This is a genomic window from Sphingobacterium kitahiroshimense (assembly GCF_025961315.1).
Classification (GTDB): Bacteria; Bacteroidota; Bacteroidia; order Sphingobacteriales; family Sphingobacteriaceae; genus Sphingobacterium; species Sphingobacterium anhuiense.
Genome location: NZ_JAOQNK010000001.1, coordinates 4,683,143 through 4,701,586, shown reverse-complemented (window position 1 = coordinate 4,701,586; position 18,444 = coordinate 4,683,143). Strand labels below are relative to the sequence as shown.

At 34.6% G+C, this 18,444-nt stretch carries 19 protein-coding genes; 5 read left to right on the top strand and 14 right to left on the bottom strand.

All coding sequences use genetic code 11. The annotated features are described in order from the left end of the window. Nucleotide 1: 1 nt before the first annotated feature. Both M2265_RS20375 and M2265_RS20370 read right to left on the bottom strand, forming a co-directional pair. Complete coding sequence (locus M2265_RS20375) at nucleotides 2-709, bottom strand: response regulator transcription factor (RefSeq protein ID WP_021189964.1); 708 nt, start codon at nucleotides 707-709, stop codon at nucleotides 2-4. After that, nucleotides 699-1,574, bottom strand: a complete 876-nt coding sequence (locus M2265_RS20370; protein WP_132770986.1) for a sensor histidine kinase — start codon at nucleotides 1,572-1,574, stop codon at nucleotides 699-701. Before M2265_RS20370 ends, M2265_RS20375 begins: the two co-directional genes overlap by 11 nt. Nucleotides 1,575-1,707: 133 nt before the next feature. Here M2265_RS20370 and M2265_RS20365 point away from each other — a divergent pair, with 133 nt between their 5' ends. Further along, entirely contained in the window at nucleotides 1,708-2,412 is a 705-nt protein-coding gene (locus M2265_RS20365; RefSeq protein ID WP_132770987.1) for a YjjG family noncanonical pyrimidine nucleotidase, read from the top strand. A gap of 85 nt (nucleotides 2,413-2,497) precedes the next feature. Here M2265_RS20365 and M2265_RS20360 read toward each other — a convergent pair whose 3' ends face one another. The 3 genes from M2265_RS20360 to M2265_RS20350 all read right to left on the bottom strand — a co-directional run bounded on the left by M2265_RS20360 (nucleotide 2,498) and on the right by M2265_RS20350 (nucleotide 6,199). Next, nucleotides 2,498-3,304 (bottom strand): DUF1080 domain-containing protein, encoded by an 807-nt coding sequence (locus M2265_RS20360; RefSeq protein WP_132770988.1) that lies wholly within the window; start codon nucleotides 3,302-3,304, stop codon nucleotides 2,498-2,500. A 57-nt stretch (nucleotides 3,305-3,361) separates the two neighbouring features. Beyond that, complete coding sequence (locus tag M2265_RS20355) at nucleotides 3,362-5,809, bottom strand: outer membrane beta-barrel family protein (RefSeq protein WP_132770989.1); 2,448 nt, start codon at nucleotides 5,807-5,809, stop codon at nucleotides 3,362-3,364. 108 nt (nucleotides 5,810-5,917) lie between these two features. Further along, the gene (locus tag M2265_RS20350; protein ID WP_132770990.1) at nucleotides 5,918-6,199 is read right to left on the bottom strand and encodes an ATP-dependent Clp protease adaptor ClpS; all 282 of its coding nucleotides are present in this window, start codon (nucleotides 6,197-6,199) and stop codon (nucleotides 5,918-5,920) included. A 72-nt stretch (nucleotides 6,200-6,271) separates the two neighbouring features. Here M2265_RS20350 and M2265_RS20345 point away from each other — a divergent pair, with 72 nt between their 5' ends. The 4 genes from M2265_RS20345 (at nucleotide 6,272) to M2265_RS20330 (ending at nucleotide 10,039) form a co-directional block, all read left to right on the top strand. After that, a complete protein-coding gene (locus tag M2265_RS20345) occupies nucleotides 6,272-7,318 on the top strand; it encodes a 3-oxoacyl-ACP synthase III family protein (protein WP_132770991.1) in 1,047 nt (348 codons plus the stop codon). 211 nt (nucleotides 7,319-7,529) lie between these two features. Continuing rightward, nucleotides 7,530-8,483 carry a DUF2157 domain-containing protein gene (locus M2265_RS20340; RefSeq protein WP_132770992.1) on the top strand — a complete coding sequence of 318 codons (954 nt, stop codon included), beginning with the start codon at nucleotides 7,530-7,532 and terminating at the stop codon, nucleotides 8,481-8,483. After that, entirely contained in the window at nucleotides 8,473-9,564 is a 1,092-nt protein-coding gene (locus M2265_RS20335) for a DUF4401 domain-containing protein (protein WP_132770993.1), read from the top strand. Before M2265_RS20340 ends, M2265_RS20335 begins: the two co-directional genes overlap by 11 nt. Then, a complete protein-coding gene (locus M2265_RS20330) occupies nucleotides 9,551-10,039 on the top strand; it encodes a GDYXXLXY domain-containing protein (protein WP_132770994.1) in 489 nt (162 codons plus the stop codon). The genes M2265_RS20335 and M2265_RS20330 overlap by 14 nt, the downstream gene beginning before the upstream one ends. 61 nt (nucleotides 10,040-10,100) lie before the next feature. Here M2265_RS20330 and atpG read toward each other — a convergent pair whose 3' ends face one another. The 9 genes from atpG to M2265_RS20285 form a co-directional block, all read right to left on the bottom strand. Then, nucleotides 10,101-10,994: an ATP synthase F1 subunit gamma gene (gene atpG / locus M2265_RS20325; RefSeq protein WP_021188670.1), complete on the bottom strand. Its 894-nt coding sequence runs from the start codon at nucleotides 10,992-10,994 to the stop codon at nucleotides 10,101-10,103. 79 nt (nucleotides 10,995-11,073) lie between these two features. Continuing rightward, nucleotides 11,074-12,648 (bottom strand): F0F1 ATP synthase subunit alpha, encoded by a 1,575-nt coding sequence (atpA, locus tag M2265_RS20320; protein ID WP_021188669.1) that lies wholly within the window; start codon nucleotides 12,646-12,648, stop codon nucleotides 11,074-11,076. 49 nt (nucleotides 12,649-12,697) lie between these two features. Continuing rightward, the gene (locus M2265_RS20315) at nucleotides 12,698-13,243 is read right to left on the bottom strand and encodes a F0F1 ATP synthase subunit delta (RefSeq protein ID WP_132770995.1); all 546 of its coding nucleotides are present in this window, start codon (nucleotides 13,241-13,243) and stop codon (nucleotides 12,698-12,700) included. Between the two features lie 31 nt (nucleotides 13,244-13,274). Further along, entirely contained in the window at nucleotides 13,275-13,775 is a 501-nt protein-coding gene (locus M2265_RS20310) for a F0F1 ATP synthase subunit B (protein WP_021188667.1), read from the bottom strand. Nucleotides 13,776-13,867: 92 nt separating this feature from the next. Further along, complete coding sequence (gene atpE, locus M2265_RS20305; protein ID WP_021188666.1) at nucleotides 13,868-14,056, bottom strand: ATP synthase F0 subunit C; 189 nt, start codon at nucleotides 14,054-14,056, stop codon at nucleotides 13,868-13,870. A 36-nt stretch (nucleotides 14,057-14,092) separates the two neighbouring features. Beyond that, nucleotides 14,093-15,250, bottom strand: coding sequence for a F0F1 ATP synthase subunit A (gene atpB / locus M2265_RS20300; protein ID WP_232789408.1), 1,158 nt, complete (start codon nucleotides 15,248-15,250; stop codon nucleotides 14,093-14,095). A 32-nt stretch (nucleotides 15,251-15,282) separates the two neighbouring features. Further along, complete coding sequence (locus M2265_RS20295; RefSeq protein ID WP_132770996.1) at nucleotides 15,283-15,687, bottom strand: hypothetical protein; 405 nt, start codon at nucleotides 15,685-15,687, stop codon at nucleotides 15,283-15,285. Continuing rightward, nucleotides 15,680-15,868, bottom strand: coding sequence for an AtpZ/AtpI family protein (locus M2265_RS20290; protein ID WP_259194211.1), 189 nt, complete (start codon nucleotides 15,866-15,868; stop codon nucleotides 15,680-15,682). Before M2265_RS20290 ends, M2265_RS20295 begins: the two co-directional genes overlap by 8 nt. Nucleotides 15,869-15,949: 81 nt before the next feature. Then, entirely contained in the window at nucleotides 15,950-18,190 is a 2,241-nt protein-coding gene (locus tag M2265_RS20285) for a helix-turn-helix domain-containing protein (RefSeq protein ID WP_132770997.1), read from the bottom strand. Between the last annotated feature and the right edge of the window lie 254 nt (nucleotides 18,191-18,444).

Sequence of the window (18,444 nt, the reverse complement as noted above, 5' to 3'; positions counted from 1 at the left end):
GTTATGCATTATTATCCGTGAATTTATATCCAACACCACGAATAGAATGGAAATAAATGGGGTGTTTTTGATCAGGTTCAAAATATTTACGGAAAGTCAAGATGAAATTATCAATCGTACGAGTTGAAGGATAAACATCATAATTCCATACTGTTTCCAATATTTGTTCGCGAGAAACAGCTTCATTTCGGCGTTCAATCAATAGCTTCAACAACATGGTTTCTTTCTTTGTTAAAGAAGTAATAGTACCATCTGCATGATGCAATTCATATGAATTAAAATAAATTGTTTTATCACCAATTTGATAAGAGTTTAATTCTTTCAGATCATCAGGTTTTAAACTTCTTCGCACCAAATTACCTACCCTAAGGATAAGTTCTTCCAAATTGAAAGGTTTGATTAAATAATCATCTGCACCTTTTTTAAGACCAGTGATACGATCTTCACTACTGTTTTTAGCAGTTAAAAACATAATAGGAACTTCCGTATTTTGTAGTCGAATAGTTTCGGCAACCTGGAATCCATCAATCTCAGGAATCATGACATCCAGAATGATCAAATTAAAACGTTCTTCCTTGAATATTTTCAAAGCCTTTTTACCGTCTGTAGCTGTTGTTACACGGTAACCTTCTAACTCCAAATTTAACTTGATAGCCTCTAACAAGTGTTCTTCATCTTCTACGAGCAGTATGCGTTGTTTACTTTGCATTTTTATCAAATGTTACTTCAAAAATACTCCCCGAAGGAGTGTTATCTTTTACCTTAATAGACGCGTTATGCTTTTGCAAGACCGTCTTCACTATATACAACCCCAAACCGGTACCTTTAGTTTTACGTGTCGCTTCACTTCCTACACGATAAAATTTATTAAAGATAAGTTTTTTCTCCACATCACTGATACCAATTCCATGATCAGCAACAGAAAAAATTATTCCATGCTCTTCATTTGTTAATTTAACCACAACATTTGCACATGGTGGAGAGTATTTTATTGCATTCTCGATCAAATTAGTCACGACATTACTTATTGCAAACTTATCAGCGTAGATCATAACATCCGAATCCAAATTAGGTTTCAACACTTGCGTTCTACAAGCATTCTTTTGAAGGCGGTCCACAATTTGTTCTACTAATTCGGTGAGATTAAACTTTTCCTTGGGAAGATTATAATTGCGGCTTTCAAGCTTAGTAGTGATTAATACATTTTCAACCAAATCATCCAATCGCTCAATATCCTTCAAAGAATTCCTTAAAAAAACTTGTTGCTGTTCCTTATCCAAATCTCTTTTCAAAATTGTTTGAATATATAATTTGACCGAAGCTAGCGGAGATTTTAATTCATGAGTTATGGCCAATAAAAAGTTTTGTTGCTGTTGTTGTAATTTTTGTTCACGAACAAAAAGCTTTTTTAAACGTAAAGCGCCCCAAAGAAAGATCAGTAAAAAAAATATACCTTCACCGATAATCATCGATTTCCTTTGTGGTTGAAACCGAGCAAGCATAACACCCCACCAGATCAATTGGGAGGTGGCATAAAAAACAAGAAAATAAAATAAAACAAGTGCTTTTTTCATACGATATATTGCAACAGAACAAAAATAACGATAAACAGAGGTATAAAAAAATGTGTTAGACTTTATGACACTAAGAGGAAAATCGAACAGCCCCTATTTCTTTCATTAGTCCATATTACGCTATATTTGTACTATGTTTCAACAAGACAAAAAAGATATATTCTTCGATTTAGATCATACCATTTGGGATTTTGATAAAAATGCAGAAGAGACATTGGACGAACTATTTTATCATTACAAATTTGATCAGCTATTTCAGCAAGAAAGCTCTGCCCAATTTATCCAAACCTATACGGTCAATAATCATCGCGTATGGAATCTGTATCATCATGGTAAAATTGATAAAACGGAATTACGCCGTGCCCGCTTTGCAGACACATTTACACAACTTGGTGTAGATCCGTCCCTATTTCCCACTAGTTTTGAAATAGAGTATTTACGCATGTGCCCACAGAAAACCAATTTATTCCCACATGCACATGAAACGCTTCAATATCTGTATAAAAATTACAACTTACATTTAATTTCAAATGGATTCAAAGAAGCTTGCGAAGTAAAGCTTGATAAAAGTGATCTCAATAAATATTTTAAAAATATCTTCATTTCCGAAGTGGTTGGGGTCAACAAACCTGATCCCAGAATATTCAATTTCGCATTAGATAAAGCCGATGCAAAAATTGACAATTCCATCATGATCGGTGATAATATTGATGCAGATGTTCGAGGAGCAATGAATGTAGGTATGGATGCCATATTCTTTAATCCTAATCAAGGTGAAAAACCAGAAGATGTAATACATATGATCAGTAATTTAAAAGAATTACAGTCCATTCTATAAAATAAAGGAAGGAAATAACAGAATCATAAAGCATAAAAAAAGCGAGCTTGAAAATCAAGCTCGCTTTTTTTATGCTTTATGGTAATTACAATTTTTTTACAGTAATATTTTTGAACCATACGTCATCACCATGATCCTGAAATCCGATAACGCCTGATTTAGTTTTGCCACCGACATTCTTCAATAATTCGTAAGCTAAAGGCCATTTTTCTTCACTAAATTTACTTTTTTGTAATAGATCAATCCATGATTGATCCCATAATGTATACTCAACAACTTTGACGTCATTCTGCCACTGTTCAACTTTACCCTTATTAACAACGATTTTCACTTTATTCCATTCACCATAAGGCTTAGCATTTTGAGGCTTCGCAGGGATCATATCATATAACGACGTTGATTTACGATTTCCATCAACCCCCATCTTCGCGTCAGGATGATTTTCATTATCCAACACTTGACATTCTGGACTGGAAATATAAATTGGTTGTCCTTCAATTTCCTTTGCTAAAAAGAAAATACCAGAGTTCGCTCCTTTTGCCACTTTCCATTCCAGTTCCAATTCAAAGTTTTTGAAATCATGAGCAAAAATTAAATCTCCACCTTCATTATTTCCAACATTTGCCTTGCTGTCAAATTTTATAGCACCACCATCAATGATCCATTTTTTAGGCAATACAGCTTTATCATAACCACGCCATCCTGTTAAAGAAGTACCATCAAAAATCACATATGCACCTTGTTTATTTTTTTTAAAATTTTTCAAATCTACCTTAGGTAGATCCAAAACCTTATATGCAGGGACTTCTTTCTTCTGTTGAGCGACAGCAGTACCAACACTTGCAGTACCCGCGAGCATAGTAGCTGCTAAAACGATTGTTCTTAATTTCATATCTAGTATTTATATGGATTAAATTTAAAAAAAAATCATCGGAATCAAGAATATATCTTAATATTCTTCTCCGGATATTTCATTTGTATTAGTCTCCCTTTTCTTAGACTTTGTTAAATCCTGACCTCCGAATCGATACGAAACTGACAAAGTAACCATTCTTTTCATCCAACGTCTTTCAAAATTAGAAATCAACTGCTGTGTTTCCGTATACCCTTCCATTTTTCTAGAATTGAATACGTCACGTACATTCAACATAACAGAAGCTTTCTTATTAAAGACATCTTTTTTCAAAGCTACATCTATACCTTTCATCGCATTCATCTTTCCTTGAGCCATTACTCGAGAAGAATTATATTCACCCCTAACCTGTGCAGAAAATGTTGGTGTCATCCTATAGTTCATGGTTAAATTAGAATTATATGCAAATCCATTTGAGCTTTTAAGTTGATAAGCTTCATTCGCTTTAAAATTGATATTAATCAAGTTCAGATTGAATGTAAAATCAAAATCTTTTGTTGCATTGACTTTGGCAATAAATTCTAAACCAGATAAACTACGGCTTGTTAAATTCTCCCATTTACTATAAGTTACGCTATTTGTTGTATCGACAAAGAAGACATAAGGTTGGATTACTTCACTGGTATGGTTAAAATATGCTGAACTGACCAAATTTACTTTACCATAAGTTTTCGCATAACTCAACTCAAAAGCATGCACATCTTCTGGTTTTAGATTTGGGTTACCCTGACGTCGGTTCATATCATCAGTCACATCTGGAAATGGATTGATTTGCCATCCGCGAGCACGTTGCACTCTTCGGGAATAACTCAACTGTAACTTATCACCACTATCATCTAAATCATACGTTAAGAATACAGTGGGATATAGACGAAAGAAATTTTGATTTGCAGGAGTTTCTAATGGCGCTTCGGGATCTTTTGAAAAGTAAGTTGATTTTAATTCAAATTGCTCGCCACGTAACCCCAATTGATAGCCAATTTTTTTACTTAATTTATTTTGATAATTAACATATAGAGCATGAACCGAACTCGTAAAGTCAAAATCATTACTGATGTTATAATCTGGCAAATAATCCCCGCTGCTTACAACTAATGTATCTGAAAATTGTGTATCAAAAGATTTTCTGATCTGCGTCCGGTATCCAGCTTCAAACTTACTCGTCTCAGAAAATGGCAATACATAATCAGCTTGTAGATTAATCACCTTTCCGTTTTCAGAAGTCACATTTTTACGACCACTTCCGAGATTTGGATCACTAAACTTCTGTACGAAATCATTTGTTCCATCTTCCTTATCATTTCCATAACTTGCATTCGCAGTCAGCTCTTCTCCAGATCGCTTAAATTGATGTCTAAAATCAAAATTTAAATCATAAGCAAAGTCATCTTCAAATTGACGTGAATTACGATTACTAGTCCCCGAAAGTTTAGGATGATTAGAATATTGGTAATTCAAATCTTCAGAACGATCACTATTACGGATACTCATATTACCAGAAAGCCCCAAAGTAGTACGATCCGTTATATTATAGTCAACTCCTGCCTTAATATTATGTCCCTTTCCTTTACGGGAAGACTCAGATTCATTATAGATACGGCTGTTATTATCTAAAAAAGTGTTATCAACCTTCCCGCTTCCCACCATATTACGGCGATTAAAATTATAACTACCAAAATAGTTGAACTTCTTATCTCTGTAATTAAGCGTCAATCCAGCCATATAGTTATCATAAGAACCTGCGGATGTATTAACAGCACCATTCAATCCCGTACGGATATTTTTTTTCAGAACAATGTTCACAATTCCAGTCTGCCCTTCAGCGTCATATTTGGAAGAAGGATTGGTTATAATTTCAACTTTATCAATTGAATTAGCTGGTAAACTCTGTAATAAGGCCGTCACATCATTACCTGCCATTGCAGATTCTTTACCATCAATCAAAATCTTAACATTAGATCCCCTTAAACTAACCGTCCCATCCTGATCGACTTGTAAAGTTGGTACATTTGCTAATAAATCGGTGGCTGTACCACCTGCACTCACCAAACTTTCCCCTACATTAAAAATCTTACGATCGATTCCAATCTGCATCGCCGGTGCTCTTCCTTCAATTACAACTTCACTAAGCAATTCACCAGAAGGTTTTAAAACTAATTTACCGAGATTAAGATTGGAAGAATTTGATACGACAATATTTGTTTTCACGAAGTCGGAATAGCCAACATAAGTAACACGCAATGTAAAAGTACCATTTGGAACATCTTGAAAAATGACTACGCCATTCTCATCAGATTGGGCACCCTTTAAATAAGCTTGAGCACTACCTGTCAATAAAGATGCACTAGCAATATTGACAGGAGATCCGGTTTTTTCATCAATAAGAGTAGCTGATATTTTACCAGATTGAGCGAAAGCAATTATCGGAAAGAATAAAAACGTAATAAGAAAAATAAAGAAATGGGTCTGATTTTTAGAGAACATAATAAAGTTATAAGCTGTAATACTACAAAAATGTATTTTTTTGTTGAACTAAAACGACTCGTAACCACTTTATTACTCAATAAAATGACCTATATCGGAAAAAAAAATCTACTCGACAGATACAGTAAGACCTTCTGCTTTTAGAATTTTTCTATAGACCTCCATCTCCGTCAAAGATCCCTCCAAGACTGCACATTTACCATCATTATGCACTTTAAAAGCAATTCTTTCAGACTCAGGTTCCGAATATTGCAAATGATGCATCATACAAAAAATAACATGGTCAAAAGTATTGATATCGTCATTCCACAAAATCAGTCGGTTGGAATCTTTAACTGAAGCTAAAATTTCGGATAAGGAATAGGTTTCTTGTGCAGTTTCTGTACTCATACTACAAAAGTACTTTAATTTTCAAAAATTACGTAATTTTACTTAATTTGAACTTAACATAAATACGATCATATGTTTCAATCCAAAATTGCAGGTATAGGATACTACGTACCAAAAAATGTTTACACCAATCAAGACTTAACCCGTTTCATGGATACAAGCGATGAATGGATTCAGGAAAGAACAGGTATTAAAGAACGTCGTTATGCGGATAGAATTGGTGAAACAACTACCACTATGGCTGTTGAAGCATCAAAAATAGCGATTGAACGCGCTAATACAACAGCTGAAGAAATTGATTTTATTATTTTTGCAACGCTTTCGCCTGATTACTATTTCCCTGGTTGCGGCGTACTTCTACAGCGGGAAATGGGTATGAAAGAAGTAGGTGCTTTAGATATCAGAAACCAATGTTCAGGTTTTATTTATGCATTATCTGTCGCTGACCAATTTATCAAAACGGGGATGTATAAAAATATTCTTGTCGTTGGCTCTGAAAAACATTCTTTTGCCCTAGATTACTCAACACGCGGAAGAAGTGTCTCCGTTATCTTTGGAGATGGCGCCGGAGCAGTTGTTCTTCAACCTACAACTGAAGCAGATAAAGGTATTCTAAGTACACATTTACATTCTGACGGTGCGGATGCTGAAAAGTTAGCGATGTATTACCCTGGTGCATCTGGTGGCATATGGTTAGATGAAAAACCAAAATGGCCTGAACAAGAGCTTGGCGGAATGTTAATGACAGCAGAAATGCTAGAAGATGGAACAGCATTTCCAGTCATGGACGGTCAGGCTGTATTTAAAAAAGCAGTGGTAAAATTTCCAGAAGTAATAGGAGAAGCATTAGCCAAAAATAATTTAACAACACAAGATATTACCCTCTTAGTACCCCACCAAGCAAATCTTAGAATTTCGCAATTCATCCAGAAGACATTGAAGCTAAATGACGATCAAGTATTTAATAACATTCAAAAATATGGAAATACAACCGCGGCATCAGTTCCAATTGCATTATGTGAAGCATGGGAAGCTGGAAAAATTAAAGAAGGAGACCTTATTTGTTTAGCTGCTTTTGGCGCAGGATTTACATGGGGATCAGCCCTCATCCGTTGGTAGAAAACACACCGTAATTTTTTAAAAAATTAAAATTTACTGCTAGCCCTCCGAATTAAAACTGTGTTTTCCACATGAGTTATTAACATTATGTTAATAACTCATGTGGAAAACATGATATAGAGTATCAGATTCCGAAGCCTCTCCCACCTTCAATCTTTTTCAGATCCATTCTATTACAGAAAATTACCACAATTTTTCGTTAGATTTAGTAATGGAAAAACTAAATCGTGAAGACATATCGATTGCAAGTAAGCATAGTAATCTTTCAAGAGAGCAGATAGAAAATCTTTTAGAAGAAAATGTCTATGTAAATACCAAAGACTGGAAGCGATTCTTAGATTTATTCTTACTTGTATTAGGAATTGGATTTGTTGTATCTGGCATTATATTTTTCTTTGCATTCAATTGGGCAGATTTAAACAAATTCATTAAAATCGGAATTATACTTCTTCTATTGGTTGCAACTGTACTTTGTGCACTTATATTAAAAATAAATGAAGTATATAGAAATACATTGTTGACCGCTGCTTCCATGTTAGTCGGTGTATTATTTGCGGTATTTGGACAAATATACCAAACAGGAGCTAATGCCTATGACTTTTTTCTTGCCTGGACGATATTTATCACGATTTGGGTAATCGCAACACGATTTTATCCACTTTTCCTTCTCCATATAATTCTTATTAACACAACCATTTTCCTATTCAACGATCAAGTTCTAAATAGTTTTGACCCCGTTAGTATGTCCACGCTACTATTCTTTATCAACGGTAGTGCGTTAACGGCCTTATTATCTCTAAATCATTATCGGAAAATACAGATACCATTATGGTTTAGAAATACGTTTACTCTTATTGTAACCTCAATTGCAACAATCGGTTTGTGTTACCTCATATTTGACTCAAGACTCCTAAACGGATTATTATTAATTTTTGGTCCGCTAGCATGCTACTCTTACTACATCTATTATGCCTTACAGACAAAAAGTACATTTTTCATTGGAACCATAGCTTTCAGTATTTTAATTATCACTAATTGTCTGCTTATTAGAATCTTTGAAGATGAATTTGTCTTGATCATCATCAGTCTCTTTGTAATAATAATGGTGACAGCCATTATTAAATTATTGTTAAATCTTCAAAGAAAATGGACCAATGAAAAATAAACAAGAAATACTAAACAAAATAGAACTATTGAGCAAAGGCAACGAGCCCAATTTTCAGATCAATATAAATGATACACTAACGGCGTATCAACATTTGGAGGAAAACAGATCAAATCTGACTATAAAAATACTATCCATACTTGGAGTTATATTAAGTGTTTTAAGTTTTTTAGGAGCCTTATTTTTACTAAACATCTTAAACGACAAGTTGAATTTAATCATTTGTGGATCCATCTTTCTTGTTCTTTCTCTATATTGCATTAAAAAATACAATGCCATTATCATTGATACCGCAAGTATTGCATTTTATATTGCGGGAGGATGGATGCTCATATATGGTTTCGATATCCATGATTTAAATTACATATTTATACTCTGTTTTATCATCAGCTTATGTACATTATTAATTGTACAACGCCACCTGTTATCCCTGTTAAATATACTTGGCATTATTTATTCCATAATAGCTTTAATCAATCACAATTATCAAAATATATTATTCATTACACTGATCAATGCTATTCTCATAATTACATTGATCTATTTTTTATCACATGAAGCAGCTGTACTATCCAAACGAAATTTAATCAGTACAATCTATAATCCATTGCGCTTAGGGCTTATTCTTGCAACAGTAGCCACGACAGCATTCATTATACTATCCCATTATGAGACTTACAATGAGCAAGTAAATAACAACTCATTCGCATTATATATATTATCGGTACTATATGCATTTGCTATTTTATGGGTGGTTTATAAAATCACAAGTAAATTTGAGATCACAACATCCAAAGTACTTTTTCCTACATATGCACTTCTCATACTGATGCTAGGTTCAACAGTTATTAATCCTGGTATCGCATGTTCAATACTACTCATCTTAACTTGTTTTAATTATCAATATAGGATGGGTCTATCAATTGGTCTTATTTCCCTACTCCTTTCCTTATGGCATTTTTACTATAATCTAACCTTTTCATTATTGATAAAGTCATTGATTTTAGTTATTTCCGGACTGTTATTTTTAGCCATTTACTTTGTTATAAATTCAAACAAAATAAACAATGAAAAAATATAAAAACTGGATCATTGCAGTGAACTTATTGGCCATCATTGCTTATTTCGCTTTTACGATCCTGCAGAAGGAAAAAATTCTAAAAGAGGGTAAACTGATTCTTTTAGAGTTAGCACCTGTCGATCCGAGATCACTTATGCAAGGCGATTACATGCGCTTAAGATATAGTATAGCAGACAGTATAACGCCTTCTGAAGTGCCTCCACGTGGATACGTTGTTGTCAAATTAAATACTAAAGGTATAGCAAGTGGGGTTCGCTTGCAAAACAATACGACACCGCTAAAGAAAGACGAACTCTTAATCAAATACACGATGTCTAATAGACATAGTTTAAATATTGGTGCCGAATCCTTCTTTTTTCAAGAAGGGCATGCCACAAAATATGAACAAGCAAAGTTCGGAGGGATCAGAGTGGATAATAAAGGAAATAGTTTATTAGTCGGGCTTTATGACGAGCGGGAAAAAATGATCAGGTAAAGCATAAAAAAGGCGATGAAAATAAATTCATCGCCTTTTTCTATATTGATATTACTCTTAATTATCCGTTTGATAATGCCGCTGCACCAGAAACAATCTCTGTTAATTCTGTTGTAATAGCAGCTTGACGTGCTTGGTTGTATGAAAGCTTCAATGCTTTTAACAAATCTCCAGCATTATCAGTTGCTTTGTCCATTGCAGTCATACGGGCACCATGCTCAGAAGCATGAGAATCCAAAATAGCCTTATACAATTGAATTTTAATAGCTTTAGGAATTAATTCCTCAATGATCTTCTCTTTCGAAGGTTCGATAATATAATCAACCTCAGCAGTTTTTTCCTTAGTCGAAAGGGTATCTTCCGTAGGAAGTAATGGTAAAATTTGTTCCGAAGTCAAGATTTGTACCGCTGCATTTCTGAATTGGTTATACACCACTTCTACACGGTCAAAGTTACCTTCTTTGAATTGTTCCATTACAAATTCAGTGATTTTTGAAGTATTCTCAAAATTTAAAGCACCGAATAAATCACTATGATTGGCAATAATATTATAAGCAGGCTTTTTAGCATAGAAATCATATCCTTTCTTACCTACAGTAATGATACTTACATCACCTTTACGTAATTGATCAGCATACTTTTCAGCAACTAAATTATTTGCAGTTTTGATTGCATTCGCATTAAAAGCACCAGCCAAACCTCTATTAGAAGAAACAACAATAATCAACACTTTATTTGGTTCACGATCTACCGTATAAGGAGAATTACTTCCTTCTACACTTGCAGATACATCTGCCAAAATTTCACGAAGTTTATTCGCATACGGACGCAATTGAACAATTGCATTAGTAGCGCGTTTTAGTTTCGCTGCAGATACCATTTTCATCGCTTTAGTAATCTGCTGTGTTGATGTTACCGATGCGATACGGATTCTTACTTCTTTTAAATTTGCCATATTTAATTTGAGATTTGAGTATTGAGTACTGTGTATTGAGTATAACTCGCTATACTCAATACTCTATACTCATATCTAATTAATATTTTGATGCTAAATCTTTAGCTACTGTTTCTAATACTGAAGTTAACTCATCTGAGAATTTACCTGCTTTAAAAGCATTTAAAACTTCTGGATGACGTTGCTCTAACAACGTTAAGTATTCTTCTTCAAATTCTCTCACTTTATTTACTGGAACTGAACGGAATAAACCTTTAGTACCTGCATAAATAATTGCTACTTGTTTTTCAACAGAAACCGGAGAGTATTGAGCTTGCTTCAAAATCTCAACGTTACGGATACCTTTGTCTAAAACTCCTTTAGTTGCTGCATCTAAATCAGAACCAAATTTCGCGAAAGCTTCTAGCTCACGGTATTGTGCCTGATCTAATTTCAATGTACCAGCTACCTTCTTCATCGGCTTAATCTGAGCATTACCTCCTACACGAGATACAGAAATACCTACGTTGATCGCTGGACGGATACCTGCGTTAAACAAGTTAGACTCCAAGAAAATCTGACCATCAGTAATTGAAATTACGTTTGTAGGAATATAAGCAGAAACGTCACCCGCTTGAGTCTCAATAATTGGAAGAGCAGTCAATGAACCACCACCTTTTACCAAGTGTTTGATAGACTCAGGAAGATCATTCATATTTCTAGCAATCTCATCAGAAGCATTGATTTTCGCAGCTCTTTCTAATAAACGGCTATGTAAGTAGAAAACGTCACCTGGGTATGCTTCACGTCCCGGAGGTCTTTTCAATAATAAAGAAACCTCACGGTAAGCTACCGCTTGTTTTGATAAATCATCATATACGATCAATGCTGGACGACCTGTATCACGGAAGAATTCTCCGATAGCAGCACCCGCCATTGGCGCGTAAAACTGTAATGGAGCTGGATCAGCAGCAGAAGCCGCAACAACAACTGTATAAGCCATAGCACCACGTTCCTCTAAAGTACGAACGATATTCGCAACTGTAGAGTTCTTTTGACCAATAGCAACATAAATACAGAATACTGGTTGACCAGCATCATAAAATTCCTTTTGGTTTAAGATTGTATCGATACATACTGCAGTCTTACCTGTCTGACGGTCACCGATTACTAGCTCACGCTGTCCACGACCTACTGGAATCATTGCATCGATCGCTTTGATACCTGTTTGTAATGGCTCCGTTACTGGCTGACGGAACAATACACCTGGAGCTTTACGCTCGATTGGCATTTCGTATGTCTCACCTGTAATAGGTCCTTTACCATCGATTGGCTGACCTAATGTATTTACAACACGTCCGCACATACCTTCACCTACTTTAATAGATGCAATACGATTAGTACGTTTAATAGTATCACCTTCTTTCACGATGTCTGAAGGACCTAAAAGTACAACACCAACGTTGTCTTCTTCTAAGTTTAATACGATACCTTGTAATCCGTTATCAAATTCAACCAATTCACCGGACTGAACTTTAGTTAAGCCGTAAATACGAGCAATACCGTCACCAATACTAAGTACGGTACCAACTTCCTCTAGTTCGGCTTCTGATTTAAAGCCCGACAATTGTTCTCTTAAAACTGCCGAAACCTCATCTGGTCTTACCTCTATCATTGTTATTATTATAAGGGGTTCTTGATTTTGTTAAATGCTAAAATCAACACTAAACGCGTTGACCTTCAAAATATCTTTCTAATCTATTTAATTTACCTGCAATACTTGCATCATATTGTTTGTCACCAATAGTGATTACAAACCCACCGATCAAAGATTGATCAACTTTATTTGTAATCAAAACCTGCGCATTAACTTGATTTGCAATTGTTGCTTTTAATTCTGATAAATTAGTATCAGAAAGTGGTGCTGCAGATATCACTGTAGCTTTTACAATTCCTTTTACTTCATTGTATTCGCGAACAAATTCATGAGCAGCAGCCTCGATCACTTCAGCACGACCTTTTTCAATCATGATCTTGAAGAATGATAAAATAGCAGGATTGATTTTATCTTTAAATAATGCCTCTAAGATATTTACTTTCTTGTCCAATTTAATAATTGGATTAGACAATACTGCACGTAGCTCAGAATTAGCTTTCAAAACCTCGATGAATTGATCCATATCTGTTTTGATAGCGTCCAAACTACCTTGTTCTTTTGCCAAATCAATTAATGATTTCGCATATCTTGATGCTACTTTAAATACTGACATACTTCTTTAATGATAAAATTTGAATGACCGATTAGTTTACTTTCACGTCTTTAAGCAAATCTGCAATTAACGTTTCTTGCTTATTTTGGTCTTCAAATTCTTTGCTTAATACTTTACGAGCAATATCCAATGCCAAAGTAGAAACTTGATTCTTTACTTCTGCCATTGCTTTGTTTTTTTGCTCATTGATTTCAATTGATGCTTGAGCTATCATCTTAGCACCTTCAGTATGGGCTACATTTTTTGCTTCAGCAACAATCTTATCTTTCATTTCTTTAGCCTCTTTCAAGATTAGATCACGTTCTACACGAGCTTCCTTTAGTAAGGATTCGTTTTCATTGGTTAAGCGCGCCATCTCTAATTTAGCTTTTTCAGCAGATTCCAAAGCATCAGAAATACCTTGTTCACGTTCTGCTAAAGCAGCGATGATAGGTTTCCAAGCAAATTTACCTAATAAAAAGATAATGATTAATAAGATGATGACTTGCCAGAAAAACAAACCAAATGAAAACTGTTCTATTAATTTTTCCATTGATGTATGATAATATTTTTTGTATTTCGTCTAATTGAAAGTATTATTTATGACCAACCGTCATAAATAATACTTTTAAATTCATTGGGTGATTATTTACCTAATAATAACGCACCGAAAGCTAAACCTTCTAATAAGGCTCCGATAATGATCATCGCAGTTTGGATTTTAGATGCTGCTTCTGGTTGACGTGCGATAGCTTCCATTGCTGAACCACCGATTTTACCTAGACCTAATCCTGCTCCGATAACGATTAAACCCGCTCCAATTAAATTGTACATAATAAATGATTTAAATATAATTAAACAAAAAATTTCTTAGTGATGTGCTTCGTTGTGCTCTTCAACAGCCATTCCAATAAATAGCGATGACAACATCGTGAAGATAAACGCTTGTAAAAATGCTACTAATATTTCAATTACCATCAGGAAAGTTGTCAATAGCATAGACACCCCGATACTACCTCCCAATGTTAATTGTTGTTGCAATACATAAACAATTGCAATCAATCCCATAATAACAGTGTGTCCAGCTGTAATATTGGCAAACAAACGAACCATTAGAGAGAATGGTTTTGTAAACATTCCTAATACTTCAATTGGTGCCAAAACAAATTTAAAAGGAACTGGTACTCCTGGCATCCAGAAAATATGCTTCCAGTAGTCCTTATTTGCTTTAATATTCACAAATAAAAATGTAAAGATTGCTAAACATATCGTTACTGAAATATTACCTGTAACATTGAATCCCAGCGGTGTTAAACCTAATAGGTTTAAAACTAGAATTAAGAAGAAAACAGACAATAAGTACGGCATAAATTCTCTATAACGATGTCCAATATTTGGAACCGCCATCTCGTCACGTACATATAAAACTAAAGGTTCTAACACGCGACCTGCACCCTTAGGTAAATTATTCGCTCCCTTTTTGTATGTTTTTGCTAGGCCAATAAATCCCCAGAATAACAAAACAGTTGCTAAAATTAAACCCACAACATTTTTAGTAATTGATAGATCTAATGCCTTAGCATTTGTCGGGTGATGGTGTTCATCATAATTAAGTGTACCGGTAGCATCTGTTTTGTAGATTTTACCATGGTATAATTTATAAAACTGTCCATCTTTTTCAACGGTATTTTTACCAAAATCAAATTCTGAGGACATAAAAATTTTAACACCCCCGTCAATGATAATCACTGGCAAAGGAAATCCATAAGTCTTACCTTCTTTTTTATCTGTATACAAAGAGAAATAATGATCGTCTTGTAAGTGGTGATCAATATACTCATCTATTTCCTCCCGCTGAGTTTTTGGCTCTTCTGCGTGAGTTGAAATCTCAGCTGTATGAGACTCAGATGCCTTTACTAAAAATGGACTAACAGCAAATAAAATTACTGCAAAAAAAAGAAATGCTTTCTTAACGCTCCCCATGTTCTGTTTTTTATTTTTGCGCAAAAATACAATATTATTTGTCATTTTTTGCGATTAATTTGAACTTTTTATTAAAACTACTTATTGACTGATTCCACTTCTTTATTAATGACCTTAAAAGCAACTAATACGTCAAAAAACAAGTATAGAAAAAATACGATTAAAAAATTATATTCGAATATATCATCGGACGAATGATTCAATCCTCCTCTAAAAAAAACATAACTTAATGCTGCTTTTAACGTAATTAGGCCCAAAAAAATGAAACCTATACTTTTAGGCATTACGGAATCGGAGATCAGGATAACAATTAATACAACTAATGAAGCAACAGATTCAAATGCGTATAAACTATACAATTCAAAACCAGTTAAACTTTTAAAATCAGCAATCCCAAAAGAGGGTAGTGCAAAGTAGTGCGCCCCAAAGAGGACTGCAGTAAAAATTAGAAGTATTGCAATAAATTTAATGTAATTATTCATCCCTGTTCAATCGATTAGCTTCTCGTATAAAATGATAAAGTGAGGCGAAAATACCTATAAATGTGCATATTTTCATGGCAAGACCATTAGAAAAATGGTATTTCTCATCTAGCCAGGTGCCTAACATATACATCAAATAAATTGTGACTCCCATTTGCAGAGGCAATGAGATAAAAACCATCCACTTATTTGGGTTTTTATTAGACTTTCCCATGGCTATTTATAGCTAACTTTTACAAACATACACATATTTTGAAACATCTTAATCATGAACTGGATTTTCTAAAACTTTTTGTCCGATTTTAATATGCGGATAGTCTATACTCGCTCCCAGCATCATCTTTAATTCTGACGAAGATTTATCTGGATGTGCTTTTATGGTATTAATGATGAGATCCAGCTTATCCTGTTCAATCAATTCTGTGGCCTCCACTTCTGTCCCAACAAAATGAATAAGATGTCCATAAATTGTTCCCGCTACCATACCTCTTTTCACCGCGATCTCTTCTATACTAGCACCATCCTTGTAGAGTTCAAGAGTTACCTGCTTTGTATCCAACTTTTTAGAGCTCTCCCCCTCTTCACTTTGCACGACTAAATCTTCTTTTTCTTTTGTCTTTGACTGCTCCTGCACCTGTTCCAAAGCTTCCTGAAAATTATCTTTTTTAGATAATGCATCTGCGATAATCAAACACTGCTGAAGTTGCTCACGCTTACGCTTAAAATCCAACAACAGTTCTTTAGCCTCATCAATGTATTTTTTAGTTCGTTTCTTAATCTGCCATTCCTTAATATGCTGTTCCAACGCACCAACGAGATCATGATCCATCTTAGGTAAGAACCAATTGACCGCTGAAGTCGTACGGTCACAGATCAAAGCGTAGTCTACATGTTGATCTGTTTTTTTTAAAAGCTCATATAATTGTGTAATGAATTTATGTGCTACTTTTTCTTGTGTGAGCAGATTTGACTGTATGGTAGACCAAAAAGCCTCCGCCTCCACTTTATTATCGATATTACGATCAGCTAATGCAATAACTTGCTCTTGACATGAAGTAGTTAGATAATCCCAGCGAAAACATTGAATTAGGTTTTGTGCCAAATAAGACCTCTGACACTGTTCCAATATTTCTTTAATATCGGTTTGAAAAGAAGAGCGCAATGCAAAATCAACAACCTGACTATCTGTTCTAATTGCGTAGGTCGGTATAATGGATTTCAGGACCAACCCTTTTAAACTCGTCAATCTACTTAATGCAACATAAACCTGTCCTGCAGCAAATGAAGTACCCGCATCTATAATTGCTTTATCAAATGTCAGTCCCTGGCTCTTGTGAATAGTAATCGCCCAAGCTAACCGCAACGGAAACTGTGAAAATGTCCCCAGTACTTCTTCTTTGATCTGATCCTGCCCTTTATCATAGTTGTATTTGATATTTTCCCAAGTTTCTCGCTTAGCCGTCACATCCTCACTTCCATCGGGGAATTTAACAACCACAGTTCCAGCTTGCAAATTTATATCTTTCACAGTACCGATCTTACCATTATAATATTTCCGATCCTCACCCGTATCATTACGTATAAACATCACCTGGGCACCAATTTTCAAAGAAAGAATCTCTTCTGCGGGATAAGATCCTTGAGAAAAATCATCTTTAACAACAGCTTTTAAATTCAGCATCTTACCAGACAGATTAGCCAATGCTTTTCCATTAATTTCATCAGCATTTCGATTATGTGAAGTAAGCGTAATAAACTGCTCTCCTTCCTTTGGCTCAAAATCTGGCTTATAGTAGGTATTCAATTCTTTCAACATTTCGCTATCACAGTTATTATTTCGAATTGCATTTAATATGGAAATAAAACCTTCATCCTGCTGTCTATAAATCTTATCTAACTCTAATAAAATCGGTGGATTGTCACGAAGAACCTTAGCATTAAAAAAGAATACAGAGCTGTAGTGATTTCGCAAAACCTGCCACTCATGATCACGCACTACGGGTGGTAATTGATAAAGATCGCCGATAAAAAGTAATTGTAAACCTCCAAATGGTCGCATATCACGACGCACAGATTGCAGAATAACATTAATAGCATCTAATGTATCAGCCCGAACCATCGATACCTCATCAATCACCAATAATTCCAATTCTTGAAGAATCGTCCGACGTTGTTTAGTTAGTTTAATAGTACTGAATAAGCGGCTTTTATTATAAATATGTCCATCTTGTTCATCCCATTTCAGCTCGTGATCTTCTATAAAAGTTCCGAAAGGCAACCAAAAAAGTGAATGAAGGGTTGTTCCTCCCGCATTCATAGCAGCAACACCAGTTGGCGCGGTGATCGCCATTTTTTTATAACTATGATCACGTATATATTTCAGAAATGTCGTTTTTCCGGTCCCTGCTTTTCCTGTAAGAAAAACATGTTGATTTGTCTGATTAACAAAAGCAACAGCTTGCATAAAAGACGTATTTTCACGATCTATTTTAATTTCTGACATACTGATAATTTTAATATAGGATTACAAAACTAATCAAATATTTTGAGAGGATATAATCATAGCACACTTCAAATAGGACGTATGCAACTTCTAATAAATATCCGATTCAGATGAAACCAAACGTAACTAGAAATAAAAACAATAGCTAAATTGTAAACAAAAAAAATATCGCTAAAACGTTTATGCACTTTTTATTTAAAAGATTTTATTTATATTTAGCACTAAAATAACCGTACATTCTTACTAAGACACAT